The following is a 15,019-nucleotide window of genomic DNA, read 5'->3' as shown; positions in this document are numbered from 1 at the left end:
GGATCTGTTGTAGTGCCGCAATCATCATGCTCCCGTTGGAACCCGGCTTGTTTGTGCTGCAACAAGCAACTTCGCATTTGCGGAATGCGATGGCGGGTTCGGAGCGAAATTGGCGCGGCTGCGCCAGCGCAGCGCGCGAATGAGTTGCATCGGCGAGTAGTTCTTGGGGAGTCCGGACGGGGCGCGGAGGAAAAGGGGGCTGGACTGTCCTCGCGCAACTACGCGCCGAGAAATGATCCATCCGTTTGCCGAGACCGCAGGACAGTCACGAGCACTAGGATGCGAGGTTCAAGGCCGAGGTTCAAGGCATTGCACCGATCGACGATGGGCTACCAAACTCGTCAGCTCAGCCAGCGCAGCGCCAGCAACGCGGCGAAGGCCACTGCCGCCGCGAGGCAAAACATCGTGGTCATGAACATGGCGATATTGCCGAGCAGGCCTGTCGGCCCCGACTCGTCGCGGAACGATTCGAATCCGTCGGACTGGGGGATATGGCCGCGGATGCCAGCGAGGAGAGCAAATGAACGGATCAGAAATTGCAGAGCTTCCATTGCGGTTTCCTCGAATCGTCAATGGATCAATGATGATGTGAAATGAGCCGGCCACTTTGAGGAAGCGCAAAGTCCGAGGCGATAACCGGCGTTCTACTGGTTATCCAACGGGGCATCTGCCGGCCGCGCCTTGAGAAAGCTCAAGGCCGCCGCTCTTGCCTTATGTCAAGGACCTCCGAACCCCAGGTCGACACGCTCAGGTGACAGGCAGGACATGAGACCAGATCTTGCGGCATGCTACGGACAGGAGCGCCTTCCGCGCTACACCAGCTATCCCACGGCGCCTCATTTCTCCGCCGCGGTCGGCCCGTCCACCTACGCAGAATGGCTGCGCGCGATACCGGCGAGCGCGACGGCATCACTTTACCTGCATGTGCCCTTCTGCCGCTCGATGTGCTGGTATTGCGGCTGCAACACCATGGTCGCCAAGCGCGACGAGCCGATTGCGGTCTACGAATCGGCACTGCGCTGCGAGATCGACATGGTGGCGCGCCAGATTGGCCGGCGGCTGCAGGTCGGGCACATTCATTTCGGCGGCGGCACGCCCACCATCATGGCGCCGGAGTCCTTTGTGGATCTCGTCGGATCGCTGCGTCATTCATTTTTCGTGCTGCCATCGGCGGAGATCGCCATCGAGATAGATCCCCGCACGCTGACGCCGGAGATGATCGCCGCGCTGGGGGTGAGCGGGGTCAATCGCGCCAGCCTGGGCGTGCAGAGCTTCGATCCGCGGGTGCAGCAGGCCATCAACCGGGTACAGAGCTTCGAGCAGACCGCGGCGGCCACGAATGGATTGCGTCAGGCCGGCGTTGCCGGCATCAATTTCGACCTGATCTACGGGCTGCCACATCAGAGCGTGGCGTCCTGTCTCGACACCGTCCGGCGTGCCATCGACCTGCGCCCCGACCGGCTCTCCGTGTTCGGCTACGCTCATGTGCCATCGTTCAAGACGCACCAACGCAAGATTCAGGACTCGGCGCTGCCGGACAGTCTGGAACGCTACGATCAGGCCTGTGCGATCGCTGATGCGCTGAAGAACGCAGGCTACGTCCAGATCGGGCTCGATCATTTCGCCTTGCCCACCGACCCGATGACCATCGCGTTCCGCGAAGGCCGGCTGCATCGCAATTTCCAGGGCTACACGACCGATGCCAACGATCTGCTGCTCGGGTTCGGCGCCTCGGCGATCGGGCAACTGCCGCAAGGTTATGTCCAGAACGCGCCGCAGGTCCGGGCCTATGAGCAGAAGATCGCGTCCGGCAGCCTCGCGACCGTGAAAGGCTATGGACTGACGGATGACGACCGCCTACGGGCCGACATCATCGAGCGCATCATGTGCGACTATGGCGTGGACCTCGACGTCATCTGCACCCGCCATGGCACGGACACCGACGACATGCTGAGATCGGCGCCGCGGCTGCAATCGCTGATCTCCGACGGTGTGGTCGAGCTCAACGGCGGTGCGCTCGCGGTGACCGAGCATTCCCGGTTCCTGGTGCGCAGCGTCGCTGCGGCGTTCGATGCGCATCTCGACGCGTCGAAGCAGCTGCACAGCCGGGCGGTCTGACCGGCCAGCTGCCGCGGTGCTTGTGCCGCGACAAAGACCGCCAAGGGCATGCCCGCTACCATTCGCGCGGGAATGGAGGCGCGCATGCCAATCTCCTTCGATGAACTGGTCGACGACGTCATGCGGCGAAGGCCGGAGACGATCCGCGTCTTTCTTGCTTTCCAGATGCGTTGCGTCGGTTGCCCGATCGCCTGTTTTCACAACGTCGCGGATGCCTGCCACGAGCATGGCGTCGATCCCGACGCGTTCCTCGCGGCCCTGTGTGCCTGCGCGTGATCAGGTCCGCGACGCGGCCGCGTCACCGGCGTTCTGCTGCGCCAGGAGCACGATCTTGTGCGGCTCGCGCAGCACGATCTTCTGACGTCCGCTTTCGACGAGGCCGAGCTGCTCCCAGCCCGAGAGGATGCGGCTTACCGTATGCAGGGTCGTTCCGGTCATCTGGGCGATATCCTGCCGGCTGATCGGGAAGTCGATCTGAACGCCGTGATCGAGCTTGCGGCCGGCCTGGTTGGCGAGCCGAAGTAGGGCATGCGCGATGCGCTGCTCCACCTGCTGCGTCGACATTTCGATCACGCGCGCATGGGTTTCCTGCAGCCGCTGGCCGACCGTCTGCAGCGTGTTCGCCGCCAGCGACGGGAACTTCGCGACCAGCCGCGGCCATGAGGCGGACGGCCAGGCCAGCACGATGCTGTCGTCGACGGCGGTCGCTGTCGCCGGATAATGTTGGAGACCGATGGCCGGGGCGACGCCGAACGTGTCCCCTGGCACCACATAGCGCACCACGATCTGGTCGCCGGTGGGCGTCGTCTTGCTGGCGCGGACATGACCGTGGAGCAGCAGGAAGAACGAGGTCGCATCGGCGCCCTGCTCGAACACTGCGCCGTTGCGGGGGACGCGAAGGGAGCGGGCTTCCCGCAGCACGTCCGTGAGATCCTCCGCGGACAGCCCCGCAAACAGCGGCAGATGCGCGACCAGCGAACGGTCGATGGAAGCCATGGTGTTCTCCGGGGCCGGATTCGGCTCAATTTTGCGGCGCTCAATAGCACGTTTTTGCGATCCGTCGGAAGTTTGTGCTGGCGCAAGTCATAGTGGGCGACGCGCAACTACATGTTAAGCACAACGCCGCGATCGGTGCGGTTCCCGTCCTTCATCGAGCGAGCATGCACATGGCCATTCCACGCAACTATCAGGGCTGGACCGTTCTCGCCAACGGTTTCAGGCCGTTCTTTCTGCTGGGCGCGCTCCAGGCCGCGCTGGCGATCCTGATCTGGGTCCCGGCTTTCTACGGCGAGCTGAAGCTGAGCTCCGGCTTCGCTCCCCGCGACTGGCATGTGCACGAAATGCTCTACGGCTATTTGCCGGCCGTCGTCACTGGCTTCCTGTTCACGGCGATCCCGAACTGGACCGGACGTCTGCCGATCCGGGGCCTGCCGCTGCTCACCCTCGTGATCGTGTGGATGGCCGGGCGACTGGCCGTCACGATGTCCGCGCTGGGCCCCTGGTGGGCCGCGCTGCTGATCGATGCGAGCTTCCTCACGCTTGTCGTTCTGGCCGCCGCGCGCGAGATCGTCGCCGGGCGCAATTGGCGGAATTTGCCGGTGGTCGCAATCGTCGCGGTGCTGTGCGCCGGCAACATCGCGTTCCACGTCGAGGCTCATCTGCGTGGCTCGGCCGACTACGCCATTCGCGTCGGTGTTGCCGTGATCGTGCTGCTGCTCGCACTGATCGGCGGCCGCATCACGCCGAGCTTCACCCGCAACTGGCTGGTCAAGCACAATCCCGGTCGGCTGCCGGCGCCGTTCGGCCGCTTCGACATCGCCGTCGTGCTGTTCAGTGCGCTAAGCCTGCTCGGCTGGATTCTGGTTCCTGAGAGCGCGCCGACCGCGCTTGCGCTCACGGCGGCCGGATTGTTGCATGTGGTGAGGCTCGCGCGCTGGGCCGGCGATCGCACCTTGCGCGAACGGCTGCTGGTCATCCTGCATGTCGGCTACGTGTTCGTTCCGCTCGGCTTCCTGCTCACGGCGGCCGCCAGCCTCGGATGGATTCTTCCAAGCGCCGGGCTGCACGCCTGGATGGTCGGGGCCGCCGGCATCACGACGCTTGCAGTGATGACGCGGGCCACGCTCGGCCACACCGGCCAGGCGCTGACGGCCGCGCCCGCGACCCAGGTGATCTATCTGGCGATCATCGTCGCAGCGGTCACGCGGGTCTGCGCCGTGTTGGCGCCGGCGCATACCGAGGTGCTGCTGCACGTCGCGGCGCTTGCCTGGGTGGTCGCATTCGCCGGCTTCGTTCTGGCGTTCGGTCCGCTGCTGCTCGGTCTCAAGCGGCGTGCGCTGGCCGTACGCCGGGCAGGATCGGTTCAGCCGGTGCTCTGATTGCGCGCCATGGCGCGCGAGAACACCACCTCGATCAGCGTGCCGGATTTCGGCGCGGCCTTGATATGGAACTGCGCCCGGTTGGCTTCGACAAGCGCCTTGGTGAGCGACAGGCTGAGACCGGCGCCATCGGAGCCTTGCTCGGAAGCCGAGGGCGCACGGAACGGTTCGAGCGCAGCAGCCACCTCCTGATCGTTCAGGCCATGACCGGTATCGCGGACGCGCAGCGCGACCTCGCCGAAATCGGTCAGCGCGGTCGAGACGATGACCTGGCCGCCGGGATTGGCCAGCGAGATCGAGGCCGAGATCACGTTCATCGCGATCTGGCGCAGCGCCCTGGCGTCGGCGATGACCGGCGGCAGCAGTTGCGACAGCGAGGTGCGGATGATGATGCGGGCGCGGTTGGCCTGCGGCTGCATCGCTGCGACGCAGCTCTCCACCAGTTCGTTGAGATTCTGGCTGGTGAAAGCGAGCTCGAGCTTGCCGGTCTCGATGCGCGACAGCTCCAGCAGATCGTCGATCAGGGAGACGACGCGCTCGCCCGAGGTGCGGATGTCCTTCATGTATTCGGCGTAGCGGGTGTTGCCGATCGTGCCGAACCGTTCGCCGATCATCACCTCGGCAAAGCCGATGATCGCGTTCAGCGGCGCGCGCACTTCGTGGCTGATCCGGGCCAGCATGTCGGCCTTGGCGTTGGCGGCCCGATCGGCCACGCGGCGAGCCTGCAGCAACTCGCTTTCGCCGCGGTGGAGCTGCGACAGATCGCGGAACACGGCAAAGAAGTTCGGACCGTCGGGCCTGGTCCGGCCAATTGCCATCGACAACGGAATGAGGCCGCCCTGAGCGATCTTCCCGAGCACCTCGCGGCCCTGATCGAACCCGCTCGACGCGCCGGCCTGCTGCACACTGTCGAGGTAATCGAGCACGAGGCGGGCGCTTTCCGGCGCGAACAGCTCGATCAGGTTACGGCGCACCAGCGCCGCGCCGTCGTGACCGAACAGCGCCTCGGCGCTGCGGTTGCAGGCGTGGATGTTGCCGCCGGCGTCGAACATCAGGATGCCCTCGGCTGTGACGTCGAGGATCGCCGCAAGATCTTCGGCTTCGGCGTGGCCGGCGGCCGGAGGCGGGGCCACGACCAGGGGGGCTGGTGCAGCCGAGGCCGGCACCGGCATCGGTGCAGCGTCGGTCGCCGTCGGAACCGCGGCCGCGGTTCCGGGCACCGGAGCGAAGATCAGGGCATGGGCGGTATCGCCGTCCCAGGTGATCGTGAACAGGCGGGCTTCCGCCTTCACCTCCTCGCTGGAGGAGCCATCGGCTGCCGAGATCGTGACGGGGGTGCCGGCCTCGGATTTGTTCGACGCTGACGACACGCCCGGCTCGACATAGAGCGCATCGAGCCCGCCCGCCTGCTCCAGGGCCGCAAGGTCGGCGTAGCCCATCTGCCTGAAGAAGGCCGGATTGCCATAGAGCAGGCGATCGAGCCGGTAGATCAGCATGCCCGTTGGCAGCAGGTCGAGCAGGATGCGGTCGCGCTGGCTGTCGCCCTGGGCCGGCGGCTCCTCGGGGATGAGCCATTCGGTCTGCAGCCCCGCGCCATGATCGGTCGCCGTCTCCGTCGCCGATGGGGTCTGCTGCTGCGGCGGGACCAACGGATCGCTCACGTGCGATCCCGGCTCGAACGCCGTATTCGCGACGTCCGCGGCTGAGTTGCGGATCTCGCCTTCGAGCCGGGCCGACAGCTGACGCGCGAGTTCATGAAACGCACTGTTCTCCACCGGCGTGAGCGCAGGATGCTTGGACTCGCCCGGAGCGCGGAACGGGACCACGTTCCCGGTCGTTTCGAGCCCGATGCCGTCGATGTGGTGTACGTCCGGCGCAATGGAAGCCTCACGCGATGACGCAGTGACGTTCTCCTGCTGCGGCGGCACATCTGCGGCCTGCACATGGTCGGATTGGGTAGGATCGGTTTCGTCGGCGTCCGGAGCATCGGCCGCGTCTGCATCGGCCAATGCGGGGCGACGCAGTGCGGCCAGCCGGTCCAGAGCGTCGAGGTCGCGACAGACGCCGAAGCCGCGATAGCCGGCATGGGTCCTGTCCTCCGTCAGGACAGGCAGTCCCGACAATTCGACCGCAAGCCGCTCGCCGTCCGCGGGCCAACTGACGACGAGCCCGCTCCAGGTCTCTTTCGTTTCGATCGCCGCACCGACCCGCCCGTCTGGATCGAGGCCTAGCGATGCAGTGAGCTCATGCCAGGGACGGCCGAGCTTGGCGGCGCTGTGCAGCCCGATCAGGCGGGTGAATTCGTCGGAGCCGATCGAGAATCGTCCCTCGGCATCCATCTGCCAGGAAAATCGGAGTGGGTGGCGGCGGCCGACTGAAGGGTCCGCCGCGCCGGACTCGGCAGGATGCGTCTCATCCGTCGTTTGCGGCACCGGCACCGGCGCCTCGAACAGGTCGGCCTTGGCCTGATCGTCGATCAGCAGGAACTCGGCCGGCGCTTCGTTCGACAGCGCGGGGGATTCGTATTCGGTTCGGCGTTCAGTCATTGCATCCACCGGAAGAGGAGGCGAAATCACGACCACGGGCCCAGCGGCAATGTGCACGGGGGCTGGTGATGCGGGGGCGGCATCTGCGGTTGGCTCTGATGTCTGCGCCGAGCCTGGCGCCTCCATCCCGTCGGCTAGGGCCGGCATCGGGACGGCCACCAGCCCGACCTGGTTGCCGCTGCCGATGCGGTAGAGCGCTGCGCGCTCGGTGCCGAACGTCACCTTGGCCATGCCGTCGATAAGCGCCGCTCTGCGGATCTCGGCGAAATCCGGCTCGCTCAGGTCGCGCGTGCCAAACAGGCGCCGTCCGGCTGCACTGATGCCGGCGAACTGGCCATCCTGGGTGAATGCGATCAGCGCATGTCCGCTGGCTTCCACGAGCCGCTTCAGGCGTTCCGCCAGCGGGACGCTGCGTCCGCCCCCGTCGGTGCTGGTGATCAGCACCGCGCGCGTGCCATCCGGCAGATCGATCCTGGTGCAGCCGCAGGTCGCGAGCGTGCCGAGCGGCGCGCCGAAGCCACGGAGGCGTTCGAGTCGCAAGGCGCCGGTCTCGGGCAGACGCCGTCCCAATTGAGCGACCTGGCGGCGATGCGCGTCGGCGGGGCCGAGCGTCTTCGCGATCAGCGCCGTTGCGCTCGCCGCGCCGAGGGCGCGTGCACCGGCCGCATTGGCCCACAGCACACGGCTGCCATCGGCCGACCATAGCCAAGCCGGCAGACTGCCGGCGGCGTGGACAGCCAGCCGGGGGTCGCTGAGGGCCTGCAATTCGAGATCGGCGTAGGTCATGGGCGACGACGGCGAACGGCTCTTGTGATGTTGATCGGCGGCCGGAACTGGTGGCGTTAAGAATTCGTTACTATCGCGCGTTTTGAGGGCCAAGGTCCACGGCGGGGCCGTACTCCTGTCCTGCTAAAGCTTGGATAACCCTAATGTGTTCCTCGTGAGCCGCAGCGCACGGAATTGCGGCGAACCCGGACATGGCTCGCTGCAATCCCCCCGTTGGGGACCACGAGTTGCGTAGGCAGCGGGACGGCCGCTTCGAGACGAGGCGCTGCGGGCGAAGCCAATCGGGACGTCAGGGACCCATGACCGACGACGGGCGACGACTCGAGGATTCCGAAAGACATGCAGGCGATCGCGGAGGCAGGCTTCGACCAGGCACGTCAGACGTTCGAGCAGCTCCTGGCTGGAGCGGAGGCGACGGCAGGCTCGCTCGAACAGCGCAGCGCGACGGTGCGGGCCGGGGCCAAGGACATCGGCGCCAAGGGTCTTTTGCTATGCCGAAAGGAACGTTCAATCATCGCTCGACTACGCCCAATCGCTGGTGCACGCCAAGGACCTGCCCGAGGTGCTGCGGCTGCACCGCGAATTTTTTCAGGGCCAGATGCGGTCGCTCGCCGAACAGGCAAGCGAAATGGGCCAAGCCATCGGCAAGGCTGCGATCGACACCACTATGCCCAAGGCCTGAGGGGACGTTCTCCGCTCCCGAAAATTTTGGAAGCGGGCGCGACAAAGAGTTCCTGATAATGGAATTTCCATTGCGTTGCACAAAAACGACACGATATAGCTCTACGCGAGGTTGTTACCTCCCAGGGGCGGTTCCTCTGCGTGATCCGAAGTGACTTCCCGATTGCCGGGACGGTCCAGTCTCAATGTTTCGAAGGATACATGCCATGACCAATGCCACCGATCCGTTCTCCGCGTCCATCATCCCGTTTGAGGTTCCCGAGCAGGTGCGCGCGCTCGCCGAAAAAGGCGTGTCGCAGGCCCGTGAGAACTACGCCAAGTTCAAGGACGCTGCGGAAACGCACAATTCGGCCATCGAGGCCTTCTTCGCCAACGCCAGCAAGGGCGCCGGCGTCTACTCGTCCAAGGTCATGGAATTTACGAAGGCCAATACGACGGCTTCGCTCGACTTCGCCCAGGAGCTGTTCGGCGTGAAGTCGCCGTCGGAGGCGATGGAGCTGTGGACCGGTTTCGCGCGCAAGCAGTTCGAGACCTTCACGTCCCAGGCCAAGGAGCTCGGCGAGCTCGGCCAGAAGGTTGCGGCCGAGACGGTCGAGCCGATCAAGGAAAGCGCCAGCAAGCTGTTCAAGACGGCGGCCTGAGGCCGGCCTGATTCGAGCCAGGTGCGCGGTACGGCCGTGTGCCGGTGAGGCCAGCGGAAGATCCAGGACCCGGACGCGTTGCGGCCGGGTTCGATGCTTTCTGGGCTCCCGCTTGAACGGGGGCTCACTCGGGCCGAAACAGCGTCAAAAAACGCCGGCATGGCCGGGGACTTTATCCGTTCTCGGCCTTGCCAAATTGGCCCGTTGCACCTAGTTTCCGGCCCGTTCGGACGCCCCCTCGCGGGCAGTCCATGGCGGATGCAGTTGTAGCTCAGTTGGTTAGAGCGCCTGTCTGTGGAACAGGAGGTCGGTGGTTCGAGCCCACCCAACTGTACCATGGCCAGGACCATTGCTGTGCCGTTCGCAAGCTCACCTCTATCCGTGCTCCGCGCCCGGTTGATCGTGCACCGTGATTTGTAGCCCTGTCGCGACCTCTCGCGTATGGCTGTAGACTGGGCGTGTGCGCAGAGCTGTGCGGAAGCCTGAGCCCGGTCTCCGTATTTCGACGGATATATCGCCGGGGCGTGCGCTCGCTTGCGGTTTGCTGCGCCGGATCAGAAGCACGGCGTGGCGCTGTTGCTTGCGAATCCTGTCTCCTTCAATCACACTTTGCGGCAACGAGGGGGAGGGGACGATGAGAGGGATTGATCTCGATCCATGCATCTCTGCCGTACTGATCGTAGTAGCCGCGCTGTTAGTCCCCGTAACCGCACGGGCCTATACCCCCGAGCAGGAGCAGGCGTGCACGGGCGATGCGTTCCGGCTTTGTAGTTCCGACATTCCCGACGTCGATCGTGTCACTGCCTGCATGGTCCGCCGCAAGGCCGAGCTGTCGCCGCCATGCCGCGCCCAATTCGGGCCACCGCAGCGCCAGGCAGCGTCATCTGGCCGCGCGGAACGGCCGATGAGCATTCGTCCTGTCACCAAGCCGGTCACTGCGCGCGCCGGCAAAGCGAGGAAGTCGACGCGACCGGACGCGACTTGAGCGATGCCGATGGCCGCATTTGGCGGCACTCGGAATGACCGAGGTCCTTGGATGCGCACCTCGATGCGCAGCCTCAACATGTAAATGCGATGGGGCATGACCGGATGTTGTCGAACATCGCGGCCGGATCTGCTGTTTTGCCTGCTTTGGTGTGACTCAAAAACCAATCCGTTTCGGCAATCAGGAGTTACGTCTTATTAATCGCTAAATTTTTCTTCCGCGAATCAGTCCGCTGATTCATTTTCGCTGCCGGGGTCAATCTGGAGGCCAAGGTATGAACGTCATTGTTTTCGCATCGCGTAAGGGCGGCTCAGGCAAGAGCACCCTGGCCGCCCATCTCGCTGCGCAGATCAAGTCGAGCAAGTCTAGTCTGCTCATCGATGCGGACCCTCAGGGGTCGCTGACGCTTTGGCACAAGCTGCGCGGCACCAACGAGCCGCCGATCAAGACGGCCGTGAACTCGGTGAGCGCGATCGTGTCCGCCGCCCGCCGTGACGGCGTCGAGTGGGTGCTGATCGATACGCCGCCGACCATCTCGGCCGTCGTCGAGGATGCGATCAAGAACGCGACCATGGTGATCATCCCGGCCCGCCCCGGCGTGTTCGACGTCAACGCGGTGCAGGAGACGATCCAGACCTGCCGCGCCGCGCGCAAGCCCTACGCGGTCGTTCTCAATGGCGCACCGGCGCGCCGCGACGATGCCGAAAGCCCGATCGTTACCATCGCCCGGGAGGCGCTGGCGAAGTTCAAGGCGCCGGTGTGGGGCGGCCAGATCACCAACCGCGCCGATCTGCTGATGGCGCTGGGCCAGGGCGAAGGCGTGCGTGAATATTATGCGGAAGGGCGTGCCGCAGCCGAGATCGCGCGCCTTTGGGCTGCGATCGAGCGCTCGGTGCGGGCGATTCGCGGGACCGTGTCGGCTAACGGCGCCATGCACAAGCAGGCGGCCTGATCGCGGCATCAGATGAGGCATCGACGCGCGGTCTTCCGCGCGTTTTTTGCGTCGGGTCACACGATCTCGCGTGAGTGCCGATTTCGTGCCGCGCGAGAGGGCGCGGCGAGGTCAGGCGACCATCAGGAAATAGAAGGCGATTGCCGGCGTCAGGGTCAGGATCACGGACCAGATCCCGACCGCCCAGAGAATGTCTTCGACGCTGAATCCCTGATGCTCAGGGTATGGATGATCCTGCAAAGCCACGACGCCCCCGCGCTCTTTGACGTTTTCAACATCCATAGCGGAACATCTTTAAACACGAGGTTGCGGACTGCGCCGCTTTTGATCGCGTTTGTTAGCTCGGATTAACCACGGAGGTGTCGGCCTCCGTGGTCTCCGATGTGGCCCGCGGCCGCGCTGCGGCTTCGTCTCTCGGTCCGACGATCGTTTCGGGGAGCGCTCAGGCGACGCAGCTCTGCGTCCTTGTCGCCGTGCGGCGCTCGATCTCCTGGTCGAGGCGTACGGCAAGGCCGGCACCGATCTCCACCATAGGTAGTCGCACGTCGGGGCTCGCGATGATGCCGGTTCGCGCCAGCCAGTACTTGGCCGGGGCCGGGCTCGGCTCGGTGAACAGCAGCCGCGTGAGATCCTCGACCTGCGCCCAGCACGCTGCTGCCGCGTCGTGACGGCCGGCCTTTACGTGCTGCAAGATTGCGGCAAACGTCTCGGTCTCCAGATGCGCCGAGAGCAGGATGGCGCCGTCGGCACCGGCCTGCAGCGCATCGAAGCTCTGGGCGTCCTCGCCGGTGAGGATGCGAAATCCGGGCGGTCGGCGTGCGATCAAGTCGCGCGTCTGCATGCGATTGGCGCAGCAATCCTTGAGGCCTGCGACGGCCGGATGTTGCGCGAGCCGCAGCAGCGTCTCGTTGTCGAGGCCGACCGCCGAGCGATAGGGAATGTTGTAGAGCACGATCGGATGGGTGGTGCGGTCAGCCAATGCGGTGAAATGCGCCAGCAGGCCGCGCTGCGACGGGCGCACGTAAGGCGGACTCGAGATCAGATAGAAGTCGATCGGCCATTCCGCGGTTCGGTCGAGCGATGCGCTCACCTCGGCCGTCGCCACGCCGCCGACACCGAGACAGATCGGCAGCGACCGGCCGGTGGCGTCGAGCTCGTCCCGGACCACGCTGATCAGGCGGGCGCGCTCGTCCCAAGACAGCGCCAGTCCTTCGCCTGACGTGGCACCGAGCACCAGTCCATCGATCGGCTTGGCGGCGTAGTGCCGAACCAGATTGCGTAAGGATGGCTCGTCGAGCGCGCCATCGCGGAACGGCGTGATCAGGGGCAGCCAGAGGCCCTGCAGTCGGGTCGTAATGTTGGTCATGGTCCATCTCCTTGGGTAGCAGGAGCCGGAGACGGGACACGCAAAAAAGCCCCGTCCTCGCGGCGGGGCTGGTGATGCGGCGGTGAATTCGAGAGATTCTAGCGCGCGCGTCCACATGTCCCCGGGAGGGGAGCTTTTTTCGACGACAGCTTGGCGTGCGAAGACGTGGACATGCGATCTAGATGCGCGGTGCAGGCGATGCTGTCAACGCCGCATCGGGCACGACACGGAAACATTCGGCAAAAAAATAGCCGGGCCCAAATGAGCCCGGCTGGAGGTACTGGCCAACGAGGCCGACACAATCACCTTCCAAGAGGGATTTCTGAACGCTCGCGCCACTGGAGGAGGGGGACAATGCGCAACGCCAACGCTCAGCACAACTTTAGTATGGGCTCAATGGCGTCGCAGCAACCATGCAAGCCGCATGTCAGACATGCACAATCTCACGCCGGCCAGCGCTGCGCTTTGCTCACGACGAAGTCACGGAACACTTGAACGCGTGCGACCGTTTTCAATTCCTCGGGATACACGAAGTAGGTGTCGAGCTGGATCGAATCCGACTCTCCGAACAATTGCACGAGACGGCTGTTTTCCTCGACGAGGTAGTCCGGCAGCGCGGCGATGCCGAGGCCTTGCTGGCAGGCGCGGACCAGGCCGAGGATGTTGTTGACCCTGAAATAGGCCTCGCGCGGACCGGACCCGTTGCGGCCGGCATCGACCAGCCAGCTGCGGTTCTGGAGATGCGGGGCGACTTGGCCGTCGGCCAGCATGATGATGCGATGATCATCGAGCTCGTCGAGTGTGCGCGGTGTGCCGAAGCGCTTGACATATTCCGGCGAGCAATAGGCGTGGAAGCTGATCGCGAACAGCTTGCGCTGGATCAGATCGGGCTGTGTCGGCTTGCGGGTGCGGATCGCCACGTCGGCCTCGCGCATCGACAGATCGAGCTCCTCGTCGGTGACGATCAGCGAGATCCGGATCTCCGGATAGAGCGCGGTGAATTCGCCGAGTCGCGGGATCAGCCAGTTGATGCCGACGCCCGGCGTGGTCGTGATCTTCAGGTCGCCGCTCGGGCGCTCCCGGCTGTCGGTCAGCTTGGCCCGCGCCGCCTGCAGCTGCATGAAGACGTCATGCGCGGTTCGGAACAGCAGGTCGCCTTGCTCCGTCAGGATCAGTCCGCGGGCGTGCCGGTGGAACAGCGAGACTGCGAGCTCCTGCTCGAGCGCGCTGACCTGGCGCGACACCGCCGATTGCGACAGCCCGAGCTGCTCCCCGGCATGCGTGAAGCTGCCTGCTTCCGCCGCTGCGTGAAACACCTTCAGCTTGTCCCAATCCATATCCGTAAATCCATCCCGTGATCGTGGCATCGTCAGTTCATTCCGCCGCGGCGCGTTCGCTCGCGGCGTGGGCGAGGAAGCGTTCGGCCTCCAGGGCGGCCATGCAGCCCATGCCGGCTGCGGTGATCGCCTGCCGATAGGTTTCATCGGCAACGTCGCCGGCTGCAAACACGCCGGGAACGGAGGTCGCGGTCGAGCCCGGCATCACCTCGACATAACCGGACGGTTTCAGTTTCAGTTGCCCCGCGACCAGCTCGGTTGCCGGCGCGTGGCCGATCGCGACGAAGACGCCGTCGGCAGGCAGCTCGGTGAGCGCGCCGGTCTTGACGTTCTTGAGCCGGACATGCGTGACCTTGGATGACGAGCTGGCGCCGCAGATCTCATCGAGGGCGCTGTCCCACACGACCTTGATCTTGGGATGCTTGAACAGCCGCTCCTGCAGGATGCGCTCGGCGCGGAAATGGTCGCGCCGGTGCACGACGGTGACGGTCGAGGCGAAATTGGTCAGGAACAGCGCTTCCTCGACCGCGGTGTTGCCGCCGCCGACGACGATGACTTCCTTGCCGCGATAGAAGAAGCCGTCACAGGTCGCGCAGGCCGAGACACCGAAGCCCTTGAAGGTCTCCTCCGACGGCAGCCCGAGCCAGCGCGCCTGGGCGCCGGTCGCCAGGATGACGGTCTCGGCGAGGTAGACGTCACCGGAGTCGCAGGTCAGGCGGAACGGACGCTGCCCCAGCTCCAGCTTGGTCACGAGGTCGGTCTTGATCTGGGCCCCGACATGCGTCGCCTGCTTCTCCATCTGCTCCATCAGCCAGGGACCCTGGATGACGTCGGCAAATCCCGGATAGTTTTCCACGTCGGTGGTGATGGTGAGTTGGCCGCCGGGCTGGATGCCCTGGATCAGTACCGGCTCCAGCATAGCTCGTGCCGCGTAGATCGCCGCCGTATAGCCGGCAGGGCCGGAACCGATGATGACGACTTTGGCATGGATCGGAGCTTGCATGTGGCCGAAGACTCGCTGGAAAAGGGAGGATTGACGACGCAGCGAGCGGAATGCGCGGAAGAAACGCTCCGAAGCCCCATCGAAAATGTCAAATCCAAGTCTAAGCGATCTGGCAAGCTATGCAAGAATTGCAACGCATCTCGGCGAATTTTCCCTTCACGACCCGGTCAACAGGGGAAATCTAAAGTAATAAAATTGCGCAAATTGACCGGCTTGCGCTAAGAGA

At 64.9% G+C, this 15,019-nt stretch carries 13 protein-coding genes, 1 tRNA gene and 1 pseudogene; 8 read left to right on the top strand and 7 right to left on the bottom strand.

Going from position 1 to position 15,019, the window contains the following annotated elements; translation table 11 throughout:
- Positions 1 to 341: 341 nt before the first annotated feature.
- On the bottom strand, positions 342 to 551 hold the full coding sequence (locus QX135_RS14185; RefSeq protein WP_315812900.1) for a hypothetical protein: 210 nt from the start codon (positions 549 to 551) through the stop codon (positions 342 to 344).
- A gap of 214 nt (positions 552 to 765) precedes the next feature.
- On the opposite strand from QX135_RS14185, the gene hemN reads away from it, so the two are divergent.
- Both hemN and QX135_RS14175 read left to right on the top strand, forming a co-directional pair.
- Positions 766 to 2,118, top strand: coding sequence for an oxygen-independent coproporphyrinogen III oxidase (gene hemN, locus QX135_RS14180; RefSeq protein ID WP_315736361.1), 1,353 nt, complete (start codon positions 766 to 768; stop codon positions 2,116 to 2,118).
- Between the two features lie 72 nt (positions 2,119 to 2,190).
- Positions 2,191 to 2,394: a DUF1858 domain-containing protein gene (locus QX135_RS14175; RefSeq protein ID WP_409997646.1), complete on the top strand. Its 204-nt coding sequence runs from the start codon at positions 2,191 to 2,193 to the stop codon at positions 2,392 to 2,394.
- Here QX135_RS14175 and QX135_RS14170 read toward each other — a convergent pair whose 3' ends face one another.
- Positions 2,395 to 3,114 carry a Crp/Fnr family transcriptional regulator gene (locus QX135_RS14170; RefSeq protein ID WP_315756082.1) on the bottom strand — a complete coding sequence of 240 codons (720 nt, stop codon included), beginning with the start codon at positions 3,112 to 3,114 and terminating at the stop codon, positions 2,395 to 2,397.
- Between the two features lie 170 nt (positions 3,115 to 3,284).
- Between QX135_RS14170 and QX135_RS14165 the strand changes: the two genes are divergently transcribed.
- Positions 3,285 to 4,496, top strand: coding sequence for an NnrS family protein (locus tag QX135_RS14165; RefSeq protein WP_316181101.1), 1,212 nt, complete (start codon positions 3,285 to 3,287; stop codon positions 4,494 to 4,496).
- Here QX135_RS14165 and QX135_RS14160 read toward each other — a convergent pair.
- Positions 4,481 to 7,828 (bottom strand): PAS domain-containing sensor histidine kinase, encoded by a 3,348-nt coding sequence (locus QX135_RS14160; RefSeq protein WP_316181103.1) that lies wholly within the window; start codon positions 7,826 to 7,828, stop codon positions 4,481 to 4,483. The genes QX135_RS14165 and QX135_RS14160 overlap by 16 nt on opposite strands.
- Before the next feature lie 299 nt (positions 7,829 to 8,127).
- Here QX135_RS14160 and QX135_RS14155 point away from each other — a divergent pair.
- The 5 genes and pseudogenes from QX135_RS14155 (at position 8,128) to QX135_RS14135 (ending at position 11,087) form a co-directional block, all read left to right on the top strand.
- Positions 8,128 to 8,510: pseudogene (locus QX135_RS14155) on the top strand (phasin family protein).
- A 205-nt stretch (positions 8,511 to 8,715) separates the two neighbouring features.
- The gene (locus tag QX135_RS14150; RefSeq protein WP_315736365.1) at positions 8,716 to 9,150 is read left to right on the top strand and encodes a phasin; all 435 of its coding nucleotides are present in this window, start codon (positions 8,716 to 8,718) and stop codon (positions 9,148 to 9,150) included.
- A gap of 260 nt (positions 9,151 to 9,410) precedes the next feature.
- Positions 9,411 to 9,487: transfer RNA gene (locus tag QX135_RS14145), tRNA-His, on the top strand.
- A 297-nt stretch (positions 9,488 to 9,784) separates the two neighbouring features.
- Positions 9,785 to 10,135 carry a hypothetical protein gene (locus tag QX135_RS14140; RefSeq protein ID WP_315777728.1) on the top strand — a complete coding sequence of 117 codons (351 nt, stop codon included), beginning with the start codon at positions 9,785 to 9,787 and terminating at the stop codon, positions 10,133 to 10,135.
- Between the two features lie 274 nt (positions 10,136 to 10,409).
- A complete protein-coding gene (locus QX135_RS14135) occupies positions 10,410 to 11,087 on the top strand; it encodes a ParA family protein (RefSeq protein WP_315736367.1) in 678 nt (225 codons plus the stop codon).
- Between the two features lie 111 nt (positions 11,088 to 11,198).
- Here QX135_RS14135 and QX135_RS14130 read toward each other — a convergent pair whose 3' ends face one another.
- The 4 genes from QX135_RS14130 to trxB form a co-directional block, all read right to left on the bottom strand.
- Positions 11,199 to 11,369 (bottom strand): hypothetical protein, encoded by a 171-nt coding sequence (locus QX135_RS14130; RefSeq protein ID WP_315777727.1) that lies wholly within the window; start codon positions 11,367 to 11,369, stop codon positions 11,199 to 11,201.
- 160 nt (positions 11,370 to 11,529) lie between these two features.
- On the bottom strand, positions 11,530 to 12,453 hold the full coding sequence (locus QX135_RS14125; protein ID WP_315779268.1) for a 4-hydroxy-tetrahydrodipicolinate synthase: 924 nt from the start codon (positions 12,451 to 12,453) through the stop codon (positions 11,530 to 11,532).
- A gap of 443 nt (positions 12,454 to 12,896) precedes the next feature.
- Positions 12,897 to 13,820 carry a LysR family transcriptional regulator gene (locus QX135_RS14120; RefSeq protein ID WP_315717522.1) on the bottom strand — a complete coding sequence of 308 codons (924 nt, stop codon included), beginning with the start codon at positions 13,818 to 13,820 and terminating at the stop codon, positions 12,897 to 12,899.
- Between the two features lie 7 nt (positions 13,821 to 13,827).
- The gene (trxB, locus tag QX135_RS14115) at positions 13,828 to 14,793 is read right to left on the bottom strand and encodes a thioredoxin-disulfide reductase (protein WP_316181106.1); all 966 of its coding nucleotides are present in this window, start codon (positions 14,791 to 14,793) and stop codon (positions 13,828 to 13,830) included.
- Between the last annotated feature and the right edge of the window lie 226 nt (positions 14,794 to 15,019).

This window comes from Bradyrhizobium sp. SZCCHNR1098 (genome assembly GCF_032489375.1).
Classification (GTDB): domain Bacteria; phylum Pseudomonadota; class Alphaproteobacteria; order Rhizobiales; family Xanthobacteraceae; genus Bradyrhizobium.
This window is presented reverse-complemented; position numbering and strand designations above follow the sequence as displayed.

Bases quoted from the DNA above. Each gene is read 5' to 3' on its own strand.
- QX135_RS14125 (WP_315779268.1), bottom strand. From the start codon at position 12,453: ATGACCAACATTACGACCCGACTGCAGGGCCTCTGGCTGCCCCTGATC.
- hemN (WP_315736361.1), top strand. From the start codon at position 766: ATGAGACCAGATCTTGCGGCATGCTACGGACAGGAGCGCCTTCCGCGC.
- QX135_RS14135 (WP_315736367.1), top strand. From the start codon at position 10,410: ATGAACGTCATTGTTTTCGCATCGCGTAAGGGCGGCTCAGGCAAGAGC.
- QX135_RS14175 (WP_409997646.1), top strand. From the start codon at position 2,191: ATGGAGGCGCGCATGCCAATCTCCTTCGATGAACTGGTCGACGACGTC.
- QX135_RS14170 (WP_315756082.1), bottom strand. From the start codon at position 3,114: ATGGCTTCCATCGACCGTTCGCTGGTCGCGCATCTGCCGCTGTTTGCG.
- trxB (WP_316181106.1), bottom strand. From the start codon at position 14,793: ATGCAAGCTCCGATCCATGCCAAAGTCGTCATCATCGGTTCCGGCCCT.
- QX135_RS14160 (WP_316181103.1), bottom strand. From the start codon at position 7,828: ATGACCTACGCCGATCTCGAATTGCAGGCCCTCAGCGACCCCCGGCTG.
- QX135_RS14165 (WP_316181101.1), top strand. From the start codon at position 3,285: ATGGCCATTCCACGCAACTATCAGGGCTGGACCGTTCTCGCCAACGGT.
- QX135_RS14150 (WP_315736365.1), top strand. From the start codon at position 8,716: ATGACCAATGCCACCGATCCGTTCTCCGCGTCCATCATCCCGTTTGAG.
- QX135_RS14185 (WP_315812900.1), bottom strand. From the start codon at position 551: ATGGAAGCTCTGCAATTTCTGATCCGTTCATTTGCTCTCCTCGCTGGC.
- QX135_RS14120 (WP_315717522.1), bottom strand. From the start codon at position 13,820: ATGCCACGATCACGGGATGGATTTACGGATATGGATTGGGACAAGCTG.
- QX135_RS14140 (WP_315777728.1), top strand. From the start codon at position 9,785: ATGAGAGGGATTGATCTCGATCCATGCATCTCTGCCGTACTGATCGTA.
- QX135_RS14130 (WP_315777727.1), bottom strand. From the start codon at position 11,369: ATGGATGTTGAAAACGTCAAAGAGCGCGGGGGCGTCGTGGCTTTGCAG.